The 20,135-nt window shown below is 55.4% G+C and carries 21 protein-coding genes and 1 riboswitch; of the genes, 6 read left to right on the top strand and 15 right to left on the bottom strand.

The window, feature by feature from the left end; translation table 11 throughout:
• Nucleotides 1-103: 103 nt before the first annotated feature.
• From LKD37_RS04200 to LKD37_RS04130, 15 genes are all read right to left on the bottom strand, one after another.
• The gene (locus tag LKD37_RS04200; protein ID WP_302928039.1) at nt 104-1,798 is read right to left on the bottom strand and encodes a CHAP domain-containing protein; all 1,695 of its coding nucleotides are present in this window, start codon (nt 1,796-1,798) and stop codon (nt 104-106) included.
• Nucleotides 1,799-1,816: 18 nt separating this feature from the next.
• The gene (locus LKD37_RS04195) at nt 1,817-4,159 is read right to left on the bottom strand and encodes a VirB4-like conjugal transfer ATPase, CD1110 family (protein ID WP_302928038.1); all 2,343 of its coding nucleotides are present in this window, start codon (nt 4,157-4,159) and stop codon (nt 1,817-1,819) included.
• Nucleotides 4,160-4,228: 69 nt separating this feature from the next.
• Nucleotides 4,229-4,579 carry a PrgI family protein gene (locus LKD37_RS04190; RefSeq protein ID WP_302928037.1) on the bottom strand — a complete coding sequence of 117 codons (351 nt, stop codon included), beginning with the start codon at nt 4,577-4,579 and terminating at the stop codon, nt 4,229-4,231.
• Between the two features lie 5 nt (nt 4,580-4,584).
• Nucleotides 4,585-5,172, bottom strand: coding sequence for a DUF8626 domain-containing protein (locus LKD37_RS04185; protein WP_302928036.1), 588 nt, complete (start codon nt 5,170-5,172; stop codon nt 4,585-4,587).
• A gap of 18 nt (nt 5,173-5,190) precedes the next feature.
• On the bottom strand, nt 5,191-6,027 hold the full coding sequence (locus LKD37_RS04180) for a VirB6/TrbL-like conjugal transfer protein, CD1112 family (protein WP_302928035.1): 837 nt from the start codon (nt 6,025-6,027) through the stop codon (nt 5,191-5,193).
• A gap of 69 nt (nt 6,028-6,096) precedes the next feature.
• A complete protein-coding gene (locus LKD37_RS04175; RefSeq protein ID WP_302928034.1) occupies nt 6,097-6,312 on the bottom strand; it encodes a hypothetical protein in 216 nt (71 codons plus the stop codon).
• Nucleotides 6,313-6,326: 14 nt separating this feature from the next.
• Complete coding sequence (locus tag LKD37_RS04170; RefSeq protein WP_302928033.1) at nt 6,327-6,686, bottom strand: glutamyl-tRNA amidotransferase; 360 nt, start codon at nt 6,684-6,686, stop codon at nt 6,327-6,329.
• Complete coding sequence (locus LKD37_RS04165) at nt 6,664-8,499, bottom strand: VirD4-like conjugal transfer protein, CD1115 family (RefSeq protein ID WP_302928032.1); 1,836 nt, start codon at nt 8,497-8,499, stop codon at nt 6,664-6,666. The genes LKD37_RS04170 and LKD37_RS04165 overlap by 23 nt, the downstream gene beginning before the upstream one ends.
• A complete protein-coding gene (locus LKD37_RS04160; RefSeq protein ID WP_302928031.1) occupies nt 8,489-8,680 on the bottom strand; it encodes a hypothetical protein in 192 nt (63 codons plus the stop codon). Before LKD37_RS04160 ends, LKD37_RS04165 begins: the two co-directional genes overlap by 11 nt.
• Nucleotides 8,681-8,683: 3 nt before the next feature.
• Nucleotides 8,684-9,580: an ArdC-like ssDNA-binding domain-containing protein gene (locus LKD37_RS04155; protein ID WP_302928030.1), complete on the bottom strand. Its 897-nt coding sequence runs from the start codon at nt 9,578-9,580 to the stop codon at nt 8,684-8,686.
• 3 nt (nt 9,581-9,583) lie between these two features.
• Complete coding sequence (locus tag LKD37_RS04150) at nt 9,584-10,390, bottom strand: PcfB family protein (protein WP_302928029.1); 807 nt, start codon at nt 10,388-10,390, stop codon at nt 9,584-9,586.
• On the bottom strand, nt 10,365-11,801 hold the full coding sequence (locus LKD37_RS04145) for a relaxase/mobilization nuclease domain-containing protein (protein WP_302928028.1): 1,437 nt from the start codon (nt 11,799-11,801) through the stop codon (nt 10,365-10,367). Before LKD37_RS04145 ends, LKD37_RS04150 begins: the two co-directional genes overlap by 26 nt.
• Nucleotides 11,802-11,805: 4 nt before the next feature.
• Nucleotides 11,806-12,135, bottom strand: a complete 330-nt coding sequence (locus LKD37_RS04140) for a plasmid mobilization protein (RefSeq protein WP_302928027.1) — start codon at nt 12,133-12,135, stop codon at nt 11,806-11,808.
• Nucleotides 12,136-12,299: 164 nt separating this feature from the next.
• Complete coding sequence (locus LKD37_RS04135) at nt 12,300-12,830, bottom strand: DpnD/PcfM family protein (RefSeq protein WP_302928026.1); 531 nt, start codon at nt 12,828-12,830, stop codon at nt 12,300-12,302.
• On the bottom strand, nt 12,827-13,798 hold the full coding sequence (locus LKD37_RS04130) for a DUF3991 and TOPRIM domain-containing protein (RefSeq protein ID WP_302928025.1): 972 nt from the start codon (nt 13,796-13,798) through the stop codon (nt 12,827-12,829). Before LKD37_RS04130 ends, LKD37_RS04135 begins: the two co-directional genes overlap by 4 nt.
• Nucleotides 13,799-14,174: 376 nt before the next feature.
• Between LKD37_RS04130 and LKD37_RS04125 the strand changes: the two genes are divergently transcribed.
• The 6 genes from LKD37_RS04125 (at nt 14,175) to LKD37_RS04100 (ending at nt 19,922) form a co-directional block, all read left to right on the top strand.
• Entirely contained in the window at nt 14,175-15,353 is a 1,179-nt protein-coding gene (locus LKD37_RS04125; RefSeq protein WP_302928024.1) for an AAA family ATPase, read from the top strand.
• 433 nt (nt 15,354-15,786) lie between these two features.
• Nucleotides 15,787-15,901, top strand: a riboswitch (FMN riboswitch).
• Nucleotides 15,902-16,045: 144 nt separating this feature from the next.
• Nucleotides 16,046-17,152 (top strand): bifunctional diaminohydroxyphosphoribosylaminopyrimidine deaminase/5-amino-6-(5-phosphoribosylamino)uracil reductase RibD, encoded by a 1,107-nt coding sequence (gene ribD, locus LKD37_RS04120; protein ID WP_302928023.1) that lies wholly within the window; start codon nt 16,046-16,048, stop codon nt 17,150-17,152.
• Nucleotides 17,134-17,793 (top strand): riboflavin synthase, encoded by a 660-nt coding sequence (locus LKD37_RS04115; protein WP_302928022.1) that lies wholly within the window; start codon nt 17,134-17,136, stop codon nt 17,791-17,793. Before ribD ends, LKD37_RS04115 begins: the two co-directional genes overlap by 19 nt.
• Before the next feature lie 15 nt (nt 17,794-17,808).
• A complete protein-coding gene (locus LKD37_RS04110) occupies nt 17,809-19,005 on the top strand; it encodes a bifunctional 3,4-dihydroxy-2-butanone-4-phosphate synthase/GTP cyclohydrolase II (protein WP_302928021.1) in 1,197 nt (398 codons plus the stop codon).
• A 21-nt stretch (nt 19,006-19,026) separates the two neighbouring features.
• On the top strand, nt 19,027-19,497 hold the full coding sequence (ribH, locus tag LKD37_RS04105; protein WP_302928020.1) for a 6,7-dimethyl-8-ribityllumazine synthase: 471 nt from the start codon (nt 19,027-19,029) through the stop codon (nt 19,495-19,497).
• Between the two features lie 14 nt (nt 19,498-19,511).
• Nucleotides 19,512-19,922: a winged helix-turn-helix domain-containing protein gene (locus LKD37_RS04100; RefSeq protein WP_302928019.1), complete on the top strand. Its 411-nt coding sequence runs from the start codon at nt 19,512-19,514 to the stop codon at nt 19,920-19,922.
• The last annotated feature ends 213 nt before the right edge of the window (nt 19,923-20,135 follow it).

Below are 20,135 nucleotides of genomic sequence, written 5' to 3'. Positions count from 1 at the left end.
ACTACAAATTCATTATACTATTTAGCACATTATCGTCAATTCGTTTGTTGCGTTGCTTTTCAGAAAAATGGTGCCACCCGATGGGGTGACACCATTTTCTTTGTTACGGGCACAGAACACCATACCCCAGAATCTCGTAATGTCCTATGGGATAGCGGTTCACCCGGCAGAGGTTTCCGGAATTGCCCTCTACGGTGTAGATGATTCCGTCCTCCACCTTCTGGACGATGCCCACATGGTCAGCCTCCCCATCCTGGGGGCCGGAGCCGCCCTTGTTGTCCCAGTCGAAGAAGATAACCATGCCGGAAACAGGCTTGGCGGAGCCGTCCAGCCATTGCCCACGCTCCTGAAACCACTGCACGCCGTTTCCGCAACCGGAAAATTTCGGGCAGACACCGGTGTCGATATAACCGCACTGGTCGGCACACCAGCTGACAAAGCAGGCGCACCACTCCACACGGCTGCCGAATCCGTACCAAGACCAGTATGGTCCGCCGCCTATATTTCCGACCTGCGACAGCGCCACTGTAACGATGGCATCGTCCCCGGAATAGATGCCGTAGAGAACGGATGACCACAATTTGCGGTTTTCCTCGGCAAGCAGTTCGGAAAGCTGCTGCCGCTGGTCGGCGGTGAAATCGAATTGCTCAGCCATTTCCTCGGCGGTCTTGTGGCTGACCGTGATATAGAGATAGGTGCGTGTGACCGTCGTGACGGTTTCCACAATGTTTCCGTGGCCGTCGTCGGTTTCAGTGATGACATCCTCAGTCTTGCTCTCCGTGCGGGAAGACAGGTCGTTCATCTGCCAGAAAATATCCTTGAGGATGACTTTCTTACTATCGTCCACCGTGGCGACCTCCTGCGGATCATCGGGGTCAGCAGTGGTTTTCACCGCATAAACGGCCAGCACCTCCGGCCAGACGGCGCGGGAGCCGGACATTTCCAGTTCGTCATAGGTGCTGCCTGCTTTTGCATCGTCGATCTGCGATTGATAATCGGTGTTGATCTCCTGTACCACCTGCCGCATGGTCTGTCCCGTGCCGCTATCCTCGCCGGAGAAGAAGATGCCGAAGCAGGAACTGGCAATCAGCCCGACCACGCAAAGCACAAGGATGACGACTACCGCGACCCAGCCGCCTGCGGCAATGGCGGCGATCAGCGCCTTTGTTCCGACAATGATCGCTTTGACCGCCGCAACGGTGGCTTTTGCGGCAACCTTAACGGCCTGTACCGTAGCCTTGGCTGCCGCCTTTGCCGCCTGTACGGTTTTCTGCGCCGCTTTTGCGGAAGCCTTTGCCGTCACCTTGGCGGTCTTAGCCGTGGTTTGCGCTGTTTTTACTGCTGCCCGCCCGGTCTGCTGCGCGGTTTTGACCCCCTTCTGTGCGACCTTTACGGAGCCCTTTCCGGCAGACTGTGCCGTTTTGAGCGTACCCTTTCCGGCTTTCTGAACCGCTTGCTGTGTGGCTTTTTTCGGCTGGGTTCCCTTGAACGCATCCTTGCATTTCTGAATGTTGTCCCGTGCTTTACCGGCATTGCGCTTCGCATCGGAAAACCCGCGCCGTCCGCGTTTTTGCAGCTGAACCTCGGTTCCTGCCACACATCGGCGCACGGTATCTTTGATCTGCTGTGCGCCGTACTCCTGCGGAGAAGTCTCCGCAGGAGCGGCGTTTTTTTCAGCGGTATCCGCAGTGTCCTTGGTGCGAACGGCGGCAGATTTGATGCGTTCAGAGACAACGGCAGCACGGTCAATGGTCTTGACCGTACCCCGAACCGACTCTTTTGTTTTAATATCCGCCATGATGTTTCTGTGCACCTCTCATTTCGTATTTCCTCCCACAATAATGCTCTCATCCGGTTTGGTGGTCATAAGGCGGTATAGCTCCGTATCTTTCGGAAACTGATTTTTGAAGGGCACCAGTGCGCCGCCGTAGCGCAAAAGGCCGCAGCCTGCCGGGGCGTTGGTGATATAGCCGGTCTGCTCCGGGGAAATGTTCAAAAGTGCTGCCAGTTTCTCCCGGTCGCTGGGAGCCTGATTGAGCAGGATCAGCATTTCGGAATTCGACAGCATAGTGCTGGCCTGAACGGAATCCAGCAGATACTCCACATTCTGCGTAATGGCGGTGGGATAGGCACCGCGTTTACGGAAGCGACGCCATGCGGAATCAAAGAAATCCGCGCTGTACGGATTCTGAAAGACCACATGAAATTCGTCGATGAACAGGTGCGTCCGCTTGCCTTTGCGCCAGTTTTCCGTCACGCGGTTGAGCATAGCGTCGGTGATAATCAGAAGCCCCATGGTTTTGAGCTGACGCCCCAGATCCATAATGTCATAGATAACGATGCGGTTTTGGGTGTCCACATTGGTTTCATGGGCAAAGGCATCCAGGCTGCCGGTGGTGAACAACTCCAGCGCCAGCGCCAGATCGCGGGCTTCTTCCTCCGGCTGTGCCAGCAGCTTTTCCCGGAGAACACGAAGCGTCGGGACAGGGCCGCCGCGCTTATAGGCCGCATACACGGCGTCTACGCACCGGTCGATGATGCTCTTTTGCAAGGGGCCGATGCCGCCGCGGTCAAGCTGTTCAAACAGGGACAGGATAAACTCGGATTTATCTACTACCGGGTTGCCGCCATCGCCGTAGCCCTCCACCATGTCCATGGCGTTGATATGGTCGGGGCTGCCCGCCGCAATGCGGATGACCTCACCGCCCAGCGCCTGACCCAGCGCATAATACTCGCGCTCGGGATCACAGACCAAAATATCATCCTTCGTGGCCAGCGCCAGAAAGACGATCAGCTCCTTTGCCGAAAAAGATTTGCCGCTGCCGGGTACGCCGGTAATGATGGTGGATTGGTTGAGCAGATTTGCACGGTTGCACAGCAGCAGATTGCCGGAGATGGCGTTCTCACCGTAATAAATGCCGCCCGGCTCCATGATCTCCTGCACACGGAACGGCATCAGCGCCGCCAGCGCTTCCGAGGTGAAGGTGCGCAGAATATCAATTTTCCGCACGCCAATGGGCAGTGCTGTGTTCAGGCCGTCCATCTGCTGAAATCGCAGCGTGGCCATTTGGCACATCCGCTGTGTGGCAGAGGTGAGGATGTAGTCGGTGTCAGCGTCCAGCTGCTGCTTGCTGTCCGCCGTATGCACCAGCGTCACCATGCCCAGAAGCATTCGCTGGTCACGGGAGGTGAGGTCGTCAAGAAATTCCTTCATCTCCGCCCGCTGCTTTTCCATGTCGTAGGGGATTGTGCCGGAGAAATTGTTGTTTTGCTGCTGCTTGCGTAAAAAGTCCACGATGTTTCTCTCTACGCCGAGCAGACGGCTTTCTCCGTCGCGGATCGCCTCGTCCATGGGGATCGGTACCACATCAATAGATAGGATCATCGGCCGGTCAATACCGGACAGCTCCGAGAGAATATCGTCCCGCAGATAGGCGGCGTAATCCTTGAGGAATAGCACACGGCCGTAACGGTCGCCCATGCGGAAACAGTCCCGGTCAAATTCAAAGCTGTCCGGACAGATGTAGTCCTTAAAGCTGTGACCCAGCTTCATGGACAGCTTTGGGTCGAAATGAAAGTCCGCTTCCTCGCCGTGACGGAAAAAGCCGTGCAGAATGCGCAGCCGATCCATCATATCCAGCTCCGTGTAGCGCGAGCCGAGGCGGGAGAGCGCCAGCGTATACTCTGAACCGGTGCGGGCGAAATAGCTTTCGGCCTCCTTATAGCTTTTGCGTGTGATCGTCACCGTGATATACAGGTCGCGGATCATACCGCTGGCGTGGGATGCTTTTTCCAGCAGCATATCGTTATATTCCTTGCGGTAATGGTCGCGGCCGTCGTTTTCATAGGGGATCATGATGTATTCCTCAAAATCACGGCGGTTGAGCTTTCGGGTGACGATGCTCAACTTGGTGTCGGCGTTACTGTCGCAGAGGTTCAGCAGGGCGCTGTACCCCAGCAGCATGGATTTCTGATCTTCCTCGCCGGCCAGCGCGTAGTTGATGTCGGAAAACTGCCAGGTGCGGCTATAGCGGTTCTGCCCCACAAGCAAAATACCGCTTTTCCAGACCGTGCGGATGGGGATCACCTCCTGCACGCTGTGAGGGATCATAAATTTATCCGTATCTCTGCGGCGGATGTTTTTCAGTGTTTTCAGCATTTTTGCCTCCTTCGGGTGTGGTCGGATGTCGTTTTGAACTTAGGGCAAAATGCACCCAAGTTTCCAATGTCAGTGTCGTTTTTGGGCTTTGGCGTGCGCTTCCTGCATGGCTTCGCGGTATAAATTCTTCGGCTTGAAGGTCAGCCGCCTGGGGATCAGAAATTCCGAGCGTACCCATGCGATCACGAATTTTTCCGCCGTCATGCCGTGGTATTTTACAAAGCCCATGGCAGCAAAGGGAGCCGCGCCGAGGATACACAGCCAGCTGACCGTTTCCGTACCCAGCACATTCCGCAGACCGAAATAAATACCGACGGCAACACCGCAGGCCAGCACAGAAAAAACGAGCTGCCGCAGCGACAGCCCGAAAAACATATTCTCTTTATATTCGCGTATCTCGCGGTTAATCTTGATTTCCATAGTCGTTATCCTCTCTCCGGTGTGCTTTTAGCCGGTGCTTTCGGTTGGAGCGCCGTGGGGCTTTCACCGCTCTCCGGGCGGAGAAAACTCAGCCGCGAGGCAGCATAAATAGCATTGTCATTGAGCTGACGCTGCCATGCGCCGACAGACGGTGCCCATTTGAAGCCGTTATATTTTAGCTTGCTTCGCTGTTCCTCCGTGGGCTTTCCGTCAAAATACAGGCGCAGGCGATTATCTTCCTTGTCTGCCTCGGCATGACCGCCCGGAAAATCCCAGCCTACATATTCCGTGTTTTGTGTTCGGGACACCTCCTCAATGCGCTGCCTAAGTCTGCGCATTTCCGCTGTGTTGCCGCTGAGTATATAAGACGGATAGGGCTGCTTTTCCCACGAATAGCCGGTTTGCACACGCTCGTCCAGCTTGGTCGCCTCCGCGTCCGAAAGGCCGGGACAACCCAGCGCCGTGGCGTGTTTCTTGAAGTAGGCGTTGATCTCCTTCATACGTGCGTGCTGCTTAGTCAGCTTATCGAGCTTCGCTTGCAGCTTTTCCACCGCCTGGGGATCATCGCTGCGAATTACATTATTTTGAATCATTGTATTTCCTCCTTCAAATTAAAGACCCATCATTTCGCGTACTACGCGGTCTGCCATTTTTACCGTTCCCACCAGTACAAGCAGGTTAAAAATCAGCTCGCCAATGTAAGACCACACCTGTGTGACCGCCGCTGCGTTCGGATCGACCACGGGCGGAGTGGATGTGAACAGAGAAAAGATGATACAGGCCAGCACAATAATCGCGCCCTCCAGGCAAACGGCGGCGTAGGATTTCAGAAAGCTCTTACCCACCTGCTGACTCGGTTCACCGGCAAAGGTAGCCAGCGGTACCGGCGCGATAGCTGTGTAAATATAGAGCTTGAAAAAGCGCCCGTAAACGGAGAGGATCATGATAAACGAGAGGATTGTGATGAACAATCCGCCGATCAAGGTCACTGCCCAGAGCGGAATACTTTCCCAAAAGCCACAGTCCTCAATGGCGGTCACGATCTCTGCCGGAAGCACGGTCTGCTGTGCTGTGCCCATACCGGCCGCCGTCATTATAGTGGAAATAACGCCCTGCACAATGGAAAACAGCGCCATCATCAGCTCCAGCCCATAGGTGACGACCGCTTTCGCCAATGCAAAGCGGACAAACAGCTTGATCGCCACCTCCGGCTTTTTGACCTCGGCAAAGGAGCCGCAGGTCTTAACGATACCTACCACGAAAAAAAGCACCAACAGCGCCAAGCCGATGGCCTGCACAGTACCGTTAATGGTCTTGATCACATTCCATATTGTGCCGCCCTTGAAGTTTTCGGGGGACTGTGTGAGCAGCTGCCATATCTCCGCCAGCTTTTCGTTCCATGTTTCAAGTGCGTTTTCGAGATTCTGTACGACCCAATTATCACTCATATAGCTTCCTCCTTTCCCGACAGCATAAGGGGGCAGGTGCGAAGCCTGCCCCTCGCTGCCGTATTTTGATTATCGCTCGCCCCGGTTGGGTGTGCTGCGGATTACTCCATACACATCATCCACAAAGTAGCGCCCGGCAAAGGGATTGAATATGGCGTGGCATTTTACGCCGTTATACTCTGCCAGATAGTCATTGTCTCCGAGGCGTTTCAAAATCGTCGCCTCTCCGAGCACATGATTTTCACCCTGCTTCAGCGAATGGATATAGCATTGGCACTTTTCCATGACCCTTTCCTCCATTAACCCGTGATCAGCGTCAGGATTTCCTTAGCAAAGGTCACGACGACACCGCCGGCAAGTGTCAGAAATCCGTTGCTGCGCTGGCTGGGATCGTGGCTCTGAAAGGACAGACCGATCTGTACAATACCCCAGCCCAGCAGAATCAGACCGACCGCGCGGATCACGCCGAAGATAAAATCAGACAGATTGTTGATGACCGCCAACGGGTCATTTCCTGCGGCAAAGGCTGTCATGGGCAGACAACATACGGTGAACACAACAGCGGCATAGACCGCCAGGACACCCCTGCTCTTTTTCCCTATAGGCAGAGGACGGGTGTGGGTGTGTTTGCTTTTCTTAGTGCTTTTGAGATGCTTCATTGGGTTTTTCCTCCAGCTCATAAATTGCCTCCAATTCCTCGTTGGAAAGGAGCTCGTATTGGGTTTCGTTTTCGCTCGGAACTGCCACGGGATCCGTTGGCAGAAGCCGGTCGTGAATGGTGATCGCTGCAATGGCGTACTCGGCGCTTCCGTGGATATAAGGCGGTGCGCCGCCGTCCGGGGTGTGCGACACCAGCGGATGGGTCATGATGTCAAACTTGTCGTCGCAGACCGGTAATTCGCCGCGAATGAACAGCAGCGCCTTGCCGTTGTCCAGCATTCGAACCTCATCCGGTGTCATCAATTCACGCCCGGTGATCTGATAATTGGTGCTGTAATTGCCGTTTCTCCCGGACGATCTTCCGTAGGTGTTCGTGTCGATCGTGGCCTTGCCGAGCAGTTCCGAGATGTACTTGTGGGATCCCTGCTCGTTGCCGCCGAGATACAGCAGCTCGTCGCAGTTGCCCAAAATACTCTCCCACTGCTTTTCAAACAGCGCCTTTAACTGCGCAATGTTTTGCAGGATGATGGACACGAACACATTGCGGGAACGCATGGTGGAGAGCTTTTTGTCAAAATCCTCCGGCAGTGAGATGTTCGCAAATTCGTCCATTAAAAAGTGTACGGGGACGGGCAGGCTGCCGCCGTGCTTATGGTCGGCGCTGTCAAAAAGCTGCTGAAAGAGCTGCTGATACAAAACGGATACTAAAAAGTTGAAGCTCGTATCACTGTCCGAGATCAGCGCAAACAGTGCCACACGCTTTTCGCCCATATCCTGCAAATTCAGTTCGTCCGTGGCGGTCAGCGCCGCCACAGACGAGAGATTGAATTTTTCGAGCCTTGCCGCCAGTGTGATCTGGATGCTTTTCAGTGTTTTGGCGCTGCCGGAGTGATAGTCCTTATAATACTTGACCGCGATATGTTCCGGGTCGCGCATTTCCAGCCGCTCAAACAACACATCCAGCGGCGACTGGTAGGAATCATCCTCCTCCCGCACCTCACCGGCGCGCAGCATTTCCATGACCATCGGAAAGTTTTGCTCATCGGGCGGCGCTTCGTGGTAGAGATAGTAGACCAACGCCGACAACAGCATAGCGGCCGTCGTGTCCCAAAACGGGTCATTGGTCTGGCTGCCCTTGGGTGTGGTCGCCTTGAACAGATTCGTCACCAGCATCTGCACCTCGTTGTCATCGGTCAGATAGACGAATGGGTTATAGCAGTGACTTTTCTCCATGTGCAGCAGATCCAGCACCCGGATCTCATATCCGGATTCCTCCAGTAGCCGTCCGGAATCGCGAAGCAGCTCGCCTTTGGGGTCAAGGCAGACAAAGGACGAACCCTGCGGCGACAGGCAAGCCTCATACAGGCAGGGCTTGGCATACGAACGGGTCTTGCCCGCGCCGCTGCCGCCGATGATAACGGTATTCAGGTTGCGCTTGTGCTTGCGGCCGTTCAGCCCCATACGGATGTGCTGTGTGAACACCTTGTTTGGCTTTGGTGGGCGTGCCCGGTACTTTCGGTTCACGGTTTCCGCATCGCCCCATTTGGCAGAGCCGTGTTCTTCGCCGCGCCGGTAATGACGGCGAGTGGAAAGATAGACCCCGATCACCATGGCATACAGGGCAATGAAAACGAGGACAGTTTTCAGGCTGTCCTCGCACCACTCGATATGAAACGGCTCATTCATTGCCGATGGAAATTGCCGAAGGATCTCGGGAAGGCCACCGGAAGCAGCCGGGGCGATCAGCAGCCCCAGCCACACCGCAGGGATCAGCCCCGCCGCATACCACAGCCATTTTTGTTTACCGTTCATCTTTCTGCTTGACTCTTTTGGATTTGCTCGGTGCGTCAACGGTTTTAATGAGAACTTCATCGACAATATCGGTGGGGCGTTTGTCCTCGATCAAATCGTTACGCAGGTTGTTGAGTGCATTGATCACGACGCCGTGCTGATACGGATCAAGGGTCAATACACGCATATCCTGTTTTTCCATGGATCATCGCTCCTTTCCGGTTTCCTTTTGCGCTGCCGTGCGGCTTTGCTCCAGCGTCCGCGCCATTTTGCCGGTCATGGTCTGCAGCGTGTCACGAATGTCGGTCAACTCACCGCGAATGGTCTGCGGCTCCGCATTTTTCAGCTCATCGGGCAAGCGGCTGAAATCATACCCCTGTGTGTCCACACCGTACTTGCGGCACAGCATATAGGAAACGCAGTAGCTTTTGAAGGCGTCAGCCTGCGGGGTACTGTTTTCCTGCTGCGCCATCTCGGCACGAGCCAGTGCCAGCGATACGCTGCGAAACAGGTCTTGCCCGTCCATACCGCGCTGGACGAAGATGGTTTTGCGCTCATAGTCATACACTGCACCGTTTTGCACGCTGTCGGCCATTTCAATGGGCACCGGGCGCTTGGCGATCAGTGCAGAAAGCAGCAGGCGGTCATCATAATGCACCTGCGGCTGCCGCTGGCGTTTGGCATCCGTTTGGCTGATGTCAAAGACCTTTTTCACATTATAGTAGTAGCCGGTGCGGCCATCTTCGGTCACATAGCTGTCCCCGGCTTCCAGAATGGAAATGCCTGTTTCGTTTTTGCGGACATAGATGCCGCGTTCTTTCCAGCCGTCAAAGTCCCGCAGGCGGGTGGCCTCATCGTTCTGTGCATAGATCAGCAGCGCGTTTGTGGCCGAATAGCGGTCAAATCGTGCCTGCACATCCAAAAAGCCCCGAAAGGCTTCTCCGTCCCGCATGACCTCCTGTGCCATTTCATCCGCCAGTGCATACAGGCTGTCGCGTTCCGCCTTCTTCTTGGCGGCATATTCCTCCTTGGTCAGCTGCGGACGGTCGCTCTGCGTTTCCGTGGCAGTGGGGGCGGTAAAAAGATCATCGAAGTTTGCCATAGCTTATCTCTCCTTACTTTTTCTGACCCGCTTTTTCGGCGGAGTCTGTCGGTGTTCATTTTGCGGTCGTGTACTCTTGGCGGGTCTGCTGCGTTCGGTCGGCTTGCGCTCCTCCGTCTCCTGCTGTTCACGGCGGATCTCCTTCAGCTCCTCGCGGACAGATGGACGATCTTCCTTAGCAGTACCCTCGGCGGATCTCTTTCTGGATTTTGAGGAAGGCTCGGACGGACGGGATTTCTCCGTCCGAGCCGCCGTGGGGTTTTCTTGGGCAGCCTCCTGCTTCTGCGCAGGAGCTGCCATCATTTCATCCAGCAGCCGGTCGTCTTCACTCTTTTGCGGGCGCTCCTGTTCGGGAGCCGTCTGCCCGGCGGCATCCTTATTCTTATCCCGTCCTGTTTCCGCGTTTTCACGGATGACTTCGGGGTCGGATACCGTGGCGATTTTGATGTTCTCCACAATGCGGTTGATCTTGGCGGCATCTTCGGCGCGTACCATGATTTCACTGACGCCGTGTGGGTTGTCCTTTGCCTCCCGCAGAACGCAGTAGACTACGCCGTAGCGCTTGGCATCAGCCACAAAGCGGGCCATGTCCTTATTTTTGACGGTGAAAATAGTCAGCTCCTTGCCGCTGCGCAGCATGGAGGTAAGCCGCTGGCGTCCTTTGATTTTGTTCTTGTCCCGGTTTTTCAGTGCTGCGTACAGAAGCGCCGCCACCTCCTTTGCCGCACTGCCGGTGATTTTTGCCGCAACCTCCATGCCCTCCAAGCTCAGTCGGACGACCTGTTCAGCTGCGTCTCCGGATGTGTTCATGCTGTTGTTCCTCCTTTTGTCGTTGTTTTTGTGCGTCCTCCCGGACAGCTTTCAGTTTCTCCGCCATCACGCCGGAGCGCTCGGCAATATCGTCGCACAGATGCACTTCCCGGCGCAGCGCTTTGAGCCTTTCGGACAACTCCCGGATCTGCGCCCGATGTGCGTCGGCCTGTTTGGGACTGTCCCGGACTGCCTTTGTGCGCAGCGCATTTTGCAGTACCCGGCGTTTGGCGGACAATTCTCGGATATTCACCTCCTGTTCCTTTTTATATAAAGCAAGCTGCTCGGCGGTATCAATTTGATGCTGTGCGAGCAGCCGTACTTCCTGTGAGATGTTATTCAGTTTGAGCAGATCTTCCCGCAGCAGAAAATGGAGCCGCGCCCGGTTTTGCGGACGGCCTTTGGGGAAGATACCGAGCTTGTAGCAGTAATAGAAATACAGTGCGCGAAAGCCGGTGATCTTGCGCGCAGCTTGCCGGCTGCCTTGGACGCGGTAGGTTTTTGGCCTTGGTTTATCGGTCATTTGCCGTTCCGGCTGCGGCAGGGGCTGTTGCAAAATACGCTGCCGGATGGCCTCGGCGGTGTAAGCCTCTCCGAAATTCCGGGTCAGACGGACAAAGCGCTCCTTACCGGGAGGGCGCACCGAAATATCCTTGCCGAATTTCACCTCATAGCCCTTTTGGCGAAGCAGATAGTAAAACTGCTTTTCGGTGACGCTCTGCCGGATCAGCTCATCGATCTCGCTGCGGATCAGTCCGCGCCAGGTGGGACGCTGCTCCTGCTCTGCACGCCATTCCCCATAGTGCTTTGACTTCCCGGCTTGCGGCCGTTGGATGACCGACAAGTTATATTCCCGGCAAAGGGTGTCGGACACGGTGCGCATATCATGATAATCTTTTTCGGTGCGGTGGTATTTGATGCCGTCCACAAAGGATACCGTATTCAGCACAAAATGATTGTGCAGATGATTTTCCTTATCCAGATGGGTCGCCACCAGTACCTGATACCGTTCGCCCCAAAGCCGCTGCGCCAGCTTCACGCCGATCTCATGCGCCAACTCCGGCGTGGCCTCGCCGGGCGCGAAGGACTGATACCCATGGTAGGCGATCACACCGTCCTCCTTGCCGAAACGCTTTTTTACTGCCAGCATCTCGTCCCGTGCCGTGGACGGCAGGCAGTTGATGCCGCTGATAAATTGCCGTACCACCATTGCACTCTCATCGTCCGGTGTGACCGTTGTTTTCTCCGCACGGACAGCATAATCGATCACATCCGAAAGGCTTTGTGTCTGCACATCGGTCAGTTCCTCTTGGCGATAGAATTTCGGATTATCCGTCTTGTCCGGGTTTTCGATATACAGCACCACCTTGCCCAGCCAGCCCTTGACCGCCCAGATGGATGTGGTAGCCATGGCATTACTCCCGCTTTGCCGGAAGCACGACCGCCGCTGTAACCTCCCGGATGAGCTTGTCCAGCCGCTTGCTGTCCTCGTCATAACGCTTTGCATCCACCACATTCAGTACATGGGCTTTCTGTGCGATCTGGTTAAGGTTGTGCCCTACATAGTGCATCTCACGCATAAAGGCAAAGTATTCCGGCGGCGGTGCTTCACGGGGTACCTCTCCGGTGATCAGATGGCGAAGGTAGGCTTCGCGGGACAGACGGCATTTTTTTACCTGTTTATTCAGATTTTCCGCTTCCTTGCGACTTAGCCGCACCTTGATCTCAATGTTTCGTTTGGTCATGTTCATTCCTCCATATAGCAATATTGCCGCGCTCGGCGGCGCAGGGGTTACAGGGGGATGCCCCTGTCAAGCTGCCTTTTGTCCCCAAAAGGCGTTGCTTGCTGGTATAGCACATTCTCACGCTCCCTGCGGTCGTGCGTCGGAGCCGACCTGCCGACAAACGATCATCGCTCCCGATCCCGTCCGCGCTCCGGAAGCGCCATCACACGGTCATAGTCCTCACGGAGCATATAACAGCGCTCTACGCTCCAGCCCTTTTCACCACCGCGTTCGACCGCCATATACTGCTCCAGCCGGACACAGGGATCCGTTCCGTCCAGACAGCTTCCATAGACGGAATATCCACCCATGTTCGGCTGAAACGCTTTATTGCCGCTGGACACGGCGTAGGTGCGGGAGCGTTCGCTGTATTGTACGGTAAAACAGTCCTGCATAAAGGTGATATAGCCGCATACATGAGTGCCGGCACGCTCGGCTTTACGAAACAGCTCTTTCATTTTCCCATAGGGTAATTCGACCTGCTGTTTGGGATACTGCGCCGAAAAAGACACACCGTCAAAATCCTCGGCCACAAGAATGTGCTCGCTGTTTTGATACTGACGGCGCACCGCTTCTTCGGCTTCTTCGCGACTTTCGGCTTCCACCGTAACGGCCCGTTTCAATGTTTCGGTAATGATGACCCTGTATTCGCTCATCGTGCAAAGCTCCTTTCCGTCATCGGATTTTCTTTCGCCGGTTGCAATCCCATCCGTATACAAAGCCAATCGTTATAATCCTTGCCTTGCCGGGGGAAGGCACTTGCCACTTTATAACGCTCGGCCAACTGCTGTCGGATCGTCTCGGTGGCGCTGCGTCCGGTCATGTCATTATCCAGGCACAGGCAAATGGTTTTGATCTCCGCATGGTCTTTCAGATACTGTGTCAGTGCCAACGGCAGACGGTGCTCCTGTGTTTCCTTTTGCGGCTTATAGACTCCGGCCAGGGATAACAAATGCTGTGACCGCCACGACAGCCCGCCAGCCTGCGCCATGGTGGCATAGGATAACAGGTCGATGGCCGACTCGAATACGCAGAGCATCCGACTTTCGCCCGTAGCCGGGAGGGCAAAGGAAAATCTCTTGTCGCTGCCGGTCGCCTCGCCCTTAAAATCCGTTCCGATGCCTCGCAGGCACGCATAGCGCGGCGTTCCGTTCCTATCCATGCCGACGAATACGGCATTATGGTAGGGGAGGCTTTCATACAGCTGGCCGGAACGGATACACTGCTCGATCAATCCACCGTCAATGCCGCGGCTTTTCAGATAGGCAATAACGCGGGTATTGCTGTTACTTTTGGGCGGCAAGAGCAGCGTTTTCGGCTTCTCCGGCTGAGCGCGGGCATGAAAAACGGACGGTCTTTCCGCCGCCCGTCCCACGATCCGCTCTACCGCCTCGGTAAAAGGGAGCTCTTTGACCTTAATCAGGTAATCCAGCGCTGTTTTTCCGCCGATCCCGCGTGAGAACCAGCACCACTTTCCATTGGAGATTTTAAGGCTGTCATGCTCACGGGTGCAGTAAGTGTTGCCGCCGAAATGCACCAGCTCCTGCGGCTCATAAGTCTGGAGGTAGGTCAGCAAGTCCATTTTCTTTGCCCGGTCGATCATCTCTCTTGTAACATAGCCCATCGGTTCATCAACTCCTTGAAATAGAATAAGCCGGACAGGCTTCACATCGGTGAAAGCCGTCCGGCTATGTATGGGATCTGCATACTCTATGCAGATCAGGGTTATTCGGTTGTGGTGTCCTCATATGATAAATTAACTTATGATAATCTCGTTTATAGTATATGGCAAGGGCGCAGAGGAGCCGATCCATTATCAGATATTTTTCCCATCAATTTTCCTATGGCTAAATTATATCCGCTTCCGCTTGAATAATTTTATCATCTGATTTTGCATTATTTCTGCAAAAACAAGATATAAATATTGACACAGACGATTTTAACTGCTATAATATAGGCGAAGAATGGAGAAACTATACTGTGGATGGAGGTATCCGCTTATGCTTATACAGTTTTCGATTGAAAACCACCGGTCTATCAAGGATAGCGCGGTGATCAGTTTTGCCGCTTCAAAGGATAAGTCTTTGGAGTCTTATCTGCTGCACCCGGACGAAAAGAGAGCACTTTTACCGGCTATTGCTATTTACGGAGCGAATGCCGCCGGCAAGAGTAATGTGCTGCACGCACTGATGACGATGAAGGATATGGTCGTCGGAGAAGCGGCCAAAATATCCAAGGGACAAAAATTGCCATGGGAACCGTTTGGTGACACCACAGTGCCTACATCCTTTGAGGTCGTGTTCATTTATCAAGGTGTTCGGTATGCTTACGGCTTTTCTTTTGATGCCAAGAAGATCTATACGGAGTATCTATACCATTGGCCGAACGGGCGCGAGGCACTGATTTTCTCAAGAGAAAACGGCGCATACGAATTCCGTGAGAATGTTAATGAGCAAATCACACTCAGTAACCGCACGCCGGATAATAAGCTGTATCTTGTTTCCTCAAATGACTGGAACTTGCCGCAAACGGAAAACGCCTACAAGTGGTTCTTGGAAAAGCTGACATTCTTGATGGAGGAAGCACCGGCTACTTCGGAAACGGTCGCGCAGATCGTCAGCGGCGATGAGAAGAAGGCTCGTATCCTGAAGGAACTGTTGCTTGCAGACCTCGGTATTTCCGATGTGACCGTCAAGAACATCTCCGGCAAGGCCCCGGTAATTACAACCACGCACCGAGTCATCGGTGCGGATGGCAGTGTGGAACACTTTCAGCTCCTTATGGATCAGGAGTCGTCCGGAACACAACGATTTTTCTCTCGTATCGGCGGCTGGCTGCAAGCGCTGGAGAACGGCGCACTGCTTGTCGTTGACGAGATCGAGGACAGTCTGCATCCGCTCCTGACAAAGCGGCTGATCGAGATGGTTCAGGACAATACGATCAACACAGAGGGAGCACAGCTTCTGTTTACGACGCATGATGCTATGCTGCTTGATCTTACCTTCTTCCGCAGAGATCAGATATGGTTTGCGGAAAAGGATGAGAAGTCCTGTGCGACTGAGTTGTATTCGCTGGCGTCCTTCTCTCCGAGAAAGGGTGAGAACATCCGCAAGGGGTATTTGCAAGGACGCTTTGGTGCGATTCCGTTTATCGGAGGTGACGGCTTATGGCAGGAATGAGAAAGGAATACGACCCCAATAAAGGCAGTCGCCGTAAGCGTAGACCTATCATTTATATCATCTGCGAGGGCAAGGAAACGGAAACCAAGTATTTTAAGCATTTCCGTTCTCGTAACTGCCTGGTAGACATTGTGCCGATTTCTTCTAAGATTCGATAGGGACGCCTTCCGTGGGCTTTCAGTGGTGTTAAGCGGGTTTGCCGCGGGATTTCCATACCCGTAGATACGCTCTGTTCCACTGTTTCCGCCCCGGTTTTTCTGTTCGTGGGTCACGGCGTGGGTCAACGGGAAATTCCCGTTTGCCAAGGTATACCAGCCATCCCACCATGAGAACCTCCCGCCCAGAAAGTCTGACCGTCCCGGTTTTGTCCCGGTTTGCAAAATGGTCTTGCAATCCACCTGTCGCCGTGCTATACTTCCATCGTAATTGAATAGAAAGTCTTCAGGGCAGGGTGTGATTCCCTACCGGTGGTACAGCCCACGAGCCGCAAGGCATGATTCGGTGAAACTCCGAAGCCGACAGTATAGTCTGGATGAAAGAAGATGACAACGCAGGGGGACTGCTTTGCGTCTATGGAAGTTGCTCTGGGATGTGTTTACATTCCGGAGCTTTGCTTTTACACAAGGATACTTGTGTCTTTCTACCTTGCCCTGAACGATTCGTTCAGGGCTTTTTCTTTTGGAGGTAACGGTATGAACGATGCAGAATATATGCGTCTGGCCTTGGCGCTGGCGGAACAGGGCCGGGGTTGGACGGCGCCCAATCCCATGGTGGGCGCCGTGATCGTAAAGGACGGCGCAGTTATCGGACAGGGCTGGCATGAGCGGTACGGTGAACCCCACGCGGAGCGGAACGCGCTGGCATCCTGCACCGCCGACCCCGCCGGAGCCACCATGTATGTGACGCTGGAGCCTTGCTGCCACCACGGAAAGCAGCCGCCCTGCGTGGATGCGATCCTGGCATCCGGCATCCGCCGGGTGGTGATCGGCTCCGCCGACCCAAATCCGCTGGTGGCGGGAAAGGGCGTGGCGATCCTGCGGTCTCACGGCGTGGAGGTGACGAAAAACGTTCTGCGCCAGGAATGTGACGCACTGAACAAGATCTTCTTCCACTACATCACCACCGGGCGGCCCTTCGTTTCCATGAAATACGCCATGACGATGGATGGCAAGATCGCGGCCTATACGGGTGCATCCAAATGGGTCACAGGTGAAACGGCCCGGCGCCATGTCCAGCAGCAGCGCCACCGGTTCCGGGGCATCATGGTAGGCGTGGGTACCGTTTTGGCGGATGATCCCCTCCTGACCTGCCGTATGGAGAACGGGCGAAACCCCGTTCGCATCATCTGCGACACCCATCTGCGGACGCCGCCGCAGGCGCAGGTGGTCACTACCGCAGACCAGATCCCGACCATCCTCGCCACCTGCTGCACCGACCCAGAAAGACAGGCGGTTTACCGGATGGCCGGGTGCCAGGTGCTCTGCCTGAATGAGGAAAACGGCCATGTAGATCTCCGGCAGCTCATGGAGCGGCTGGGGCGGGAACAGATCGACAGCATCCTGCTGGAGGGCGGTGGAACGCTGAACTGGGCCGCGCTGGAATGCGGCATCGTGCAGCAGGTGCAGGCATATATCGCCCCAAAGCTATTCGGCGGAAGGGATGCGAAAACCCCCGTGGAGGGCGTGGGCGTCCCCGCTCCGACCAATGCCTTCCGATTGAAAAACAGCCGTTTGGAACGGCTGGGCGAGGATCTTCTGATAGAAAGCGAGGTGGAATATCCGTGTTCACAGGAATCGTAGAAGAAGTCGGAGCGATCAAGAACATCAAGCGCGGGCAGCACTCCGCCGTCCTGACGATCCATGCGAAAACTGTTTTAGAGGAGACCCGGATCGGAGACAGCATCGCTGTGAACGGCATCTGCCTGACAGTGACCCGGCTTTTTCCCGATGGCTTTTCGGCGGACGTGATGCACGAGACGCTGAACCGCTCGTCCCTTGCGGGACTCACGGCGGGGAGCGTGGTCAATCTGGAGCGGGCCATGCCTGCCAACGGCCGTTTCGGCGGGCATATCGTGGCGGGCCATGTGGACGGCGTGGGACACATTGCCAACATCCGAAAAGACGATACCGCCGTCTGGTACACCGTCCTCGCGGGGCCGGAGATATTGCGCTATGTGGTGGAAAAAGGCTCCATCACCATCGACGGCATCAGCCTGACAGTGGCCGCCGTGGACGGCGAGGGCTTTTCCGTGTCCACCATCCCTCATACGGTGGCCCAGACCAATCTAAACCAGCGCCGCCGAGGCGACCCTGTGAATCTGGAGACCGACGTGGTGGGCAAGTACATTGAAAAGCTGCTGCGTCCGGAAGAACCGAAACCGCATACCACAACGAACGAAAGCACCCTCACAAAAGAAATGCTGCTGCGCTGCGGCTTTTAACAAGGAGTTTTTACTATGAATTTCAATACCATTCCCGAGGCACTGGAAGATCTGAGACAGGGGAAGATCATTCTGGTCACAGACGACCCTGACCGTGAAAACGAGGGCGATTTCATCTGCGCCGCCGAGTTTGCCACCACGGAGAACATCAACTTCATGGCCACCCACGGCAAGGGCCTGATCTGTATGCCCATGTCGGAGGCCTTTGTCCGCAAGCTGCAATTCCCCCAGATGGTGCAGAACAACACCGACAACCACGAAACGGCCTTCACGGTGTCCATCGACCACATATCCACCTCCACGGGCATCTCCGCCGCCGAGCGCTCCGTGACGGCGATGGCCTGCGTGGAGGAGGGCGCGAGGGCGGAGGATTTCCGCCGACCGGGCCATATGTTCCCGCTTCTGTCGAAGAAAAACGGCGTGCTGGAGCGGGAGGGTCATACGGAGGCCACCGTTGACCTGTGCCGTCTGGCGGGACTGAAGGAATGTGGCCTGTGCTGCGAGATCATGCGGGAGGACGGCACCATGATGCGCACTGCTGAGCTGATGACGCTGGCGGAGCGGTTCGGTATCAAGTTCATCACCATCCGGGACTTGCAGGCGTACCGCAAGTGCCACGAAAAGCTGGTGGATCAGGTCACGGCGGTGAATATGCCCACGAAATACGGCGATTTCAAAGCCTACGGCTTTGTGAGCCGTCTGAATGGTGAGCACCATGTCGCGCTGGTGAAGGGCGACATCGGTGACGGGAAGGACATCCTCTGCCGCGTCCACTCCGAATGTCTGACCGGAGACACCTTCGGCTCTCTCCGCTGTGACTGCGGACAGCAGCTGGCCGCCGCCATGACCCAGATTGAAAACGAGGGCCGGGGCATCCTGCTCTATATGCGGCAGGAGGGCCGGGGCATCGGCCTCATCAACAAGCTGCGGGCCTATGAATTGCAGGAGCAGGGCATGGACACGCTGGAGGCCAATCTGGCTCTGGGCTTCCACGGAGACGAGCGGGAGTATTTCCTCGGCGCGCAGATCCTGCGGGAGCTTGGCGTCAAGAGCCTGCGCCTGTTGACCAACAATCCGGACAAGGTGTATCAGCTCTCCGAGTTCGGCCTGGAAATCTCCGAACGGGTTCCGATCCAGATGGCGGCAACGGCACATGATTTGTTCTACCTGAAAACCAAGCAGGCACGAATGGGACACATTTTGGAATATTAACAAAGAAAGAGGTACTTAGTTATGAAAACCTTCGAGGGAAAGCTGGTCTCCAAAAGCATCAAGGTGGGCATCGTAGCCGCCCGGTTCAACGAATTCATTACCTCCAAGCTCCTCAGCGGTGCGCTGGACGGCCTGCTGCGCCACGAGGTTCGGGAGGATGACGTTCATGTGGCGTGGGTTCCCGGAGCCTTTGAGATCCCGCTGGTGGCGTCCAAGATGGCAAAGAGCGGCAGGTATGACGCCGTCATCTGCCTCGGCGCGGTGATCCGCGGTTCCACCAGCCATTATGACTACGTCTGCAACGAGGTCTCCAAGGGGATCGCCGCCGTGTCTCTGGAAAGCGGCGTACCCGTTCTCTTTGGAGTATTGACCACGGAGAATATCGAGCAGGCCATCGAACGGGCCGGCACCAAGGCAGGCAACAAGGGCTACGATTGTGCAGTCAGCGCTATCGAGATGGTCAACTTGCTCCACGAACTGGACACGGAGTAACACACAGACACACTATGATCATCATTCAAGCAAACGGGGCCGAGGGGGATCTGGAGGAAAAGATCCTGGCCCTTCTGCGGCGGGAGGACATCGCCGCAGAGCGGGTCTCCCTCAGTTCCCGGCACACGCTTACCTTCCCGGAACTAACCATTGACGGACGATCCCAGCAGGCGTTTCAAAACGGAACCGCGCTGGCGCTGACCCGGATCGAGTTCAATATGCTGCTGCTTCTCGCCAGCAATCCGGGAGTCACGCTTTCCAAGGAGGACCTGTTTTCCGCCGTGTGGGGCCGGGACAGCGCGGACACCCTGAAGGTCGTGGCGAATACCGTCTCCAATCTCCGTCGGAAGATGGGCGGCAGCCAGACCTATATCCGCACGGTCCGGGGCGGGTACGTGTTCTCAGCGGTCTCCGTCACTGCCTGAAGTGATCCCCTCAAAACAAATCGAAGCAAGAGCAAAGCCTGCGGAACTCGCTCCGCAGGCTTGCTTTTTGAGGTTGCGCAAAGGTGCAAATTATCGCTCCCGTTCTGCGTTTTTTGGTCGGATCCGGTCGCCTTCGTCCGGCTCATCCGCCATGACGGGGCGATCCTGCTCGTTAAGATTCAGCAGCACATTCAGCTCGTTCAGCCGCCGCGT

This window comes from Brotocaccenecus cirricatena (genome assembly GCF_020687045.1).
GTDB lineage: Bacteria > Bacillota > Clostridia > Oscillospirales > Oscillospiraceae > Vescimonas > Vescimonas cirricatena.
This window is presented reverse-complemented; position numbering and strand designations above follow the sequence as displayed.

Excerpts from the sequence above, each read along its gene's own strand:
- LKD37_RS04200 (WP_302928039.1), bottom strand. The coding sequence starts at position 1,798 with ATGGCGGATATTAAAACAAAAGAGTCGGTTCGGGGTACGGTCAAGACC.
- LKD37_RS04195 (WP_302928038.1), bottom strand. The coding sequence starts at position 4,159 with ATGCTGAAAACACTGAAAAACATCCGCCGCAGAGATACGGATAAATTT.
- LKD37_RS04190 (WP_302928037.1), bottom strand. The coding sequence starts at position 4,579 with ATGGAAATCAAGATTAACCGCGAGATACGCGAATATAAAGAGAATATG.
- LKD37_RS04185 (WP_302928036.1), bottom strand. The coding sequence starts at position 5,172 with ATGATTCAAAATAATGTAATTCGCAGCGATGATCCCCAGGCGGTGGAA.
- LKD37_RS04180 (WP_302928035.1), bottom strand. The coding sequence starts at position 6,027 with ATGAGTGATAATTGGGTCGTACAGAATCTCGAAAACGCACTTGAAACA.
- LKD37_RS04175 (WP_302928034.1), bottom strand. The coding sequence starts at position 6,312 with ATGGAAAAGTGCCAATGCTATATCCATTCGCTGAAGCAGGGTGAAAAT.
- LKD37_RS04170 (WP_302928033.1), bottom strand. The coding sequence starts at position 6,686 with ATGAAGCATCTCAAAAGCACTAAGAAAAGCAAACACACCCACACCCGT.
- LKD37_RS04165 (WP_302928032.1), bottom strand. The coding sequence starts at position 8,499 with ATGAACGGTAAACAAAAATGGCTGTGGTATGCGGCGGGGCTGATCCCT.
- LKD37_RS04160 (WP_302928031.1), bottom strand. The coding sequence starts at position 8,680 with ATGGAAAAACAGGATATGCGTGTATTGACCCTTGATCCGTATCAGCAC.
- LKD37_RS04155 (WP_302928030.1), bottom strand. The coding sequence starts at position 9,580 with ATGGCAAACTTCGATGATCTTTTTACCGCCCCCACTGCCACGGAAACG.
- LKD37_RS04150 (WP_302928029.1), bottom strand. The coding sequence starts at position 10,390 with ATGAACACATCCGGAGACGCAGCTGAACAGGTCGTCCGACTGAGCTTG.
- LKD37_RS04145 (WP_302928028.1), bottom strand. The coding sequence starts at position 11,801 with ATGGCTACCACATCCATCTGGGCGGTCAAGGGCTGGCTGGGCAAGGTG.
- LKD37_RS04140 (WP_302928027.1), bottom strand. The coding sequence starts at position 12,135 with ATGACCAAACGAAACATTGAGATCAAGGTGCGGCTAAGTCGCAAGGAA.
- LKD37_RS04135 (WP_302928026.1), bottom strand. The coding sequence starts at position 12,830 with ATGAGCGAATACAGGGTCATCATTACCGAAACATTGAAACGGGCCGTT.
- LKD37_RS04130 (WP_302928025.1), bottom strand. The coding sequence starts at position 13,798 with ATGGGCTATGTTACAAGAGAGATGATCGACCGGGCAAAGAAAATGGAC.
- LKD37_RS04125 (WP_302928024.1), top strand. The coding sequence starts at position 14,175 with ATGCTTATACAGTTTTCGATTGAAAACCACCGGTCTATCAAGGATAGC.
- ribD (WP_302928023.1), top strand. The coding sequence starts at position 16,046 with ATGAACGATGCAGAATATATGCGTCTGGCCTTGGCGCTGGCGGAACAG.
- LKD37_RS04110 (WP_302928021.1), top strand. The coding sequence starts at position 17,809 with ATGAATTTCAATACCATTCCCGAGGCACTGGAAGATCTGAGACAGGGG.
- ribH (WP_302928020.1), top strand. The coding sequence starts at position 19,027 with ATGAAAACCTTCGAGGGAAAGCTGGTCTCCAAAAGCATCAAGGTGGGC.
- LKD37_RS04100 (WP_302928019.1), top strand. The coding sequence starts at position 19,512 with ATGATCATCATTCAAGCAAACGGGGCCGAGGGGGATCTGGAGGAAAAG.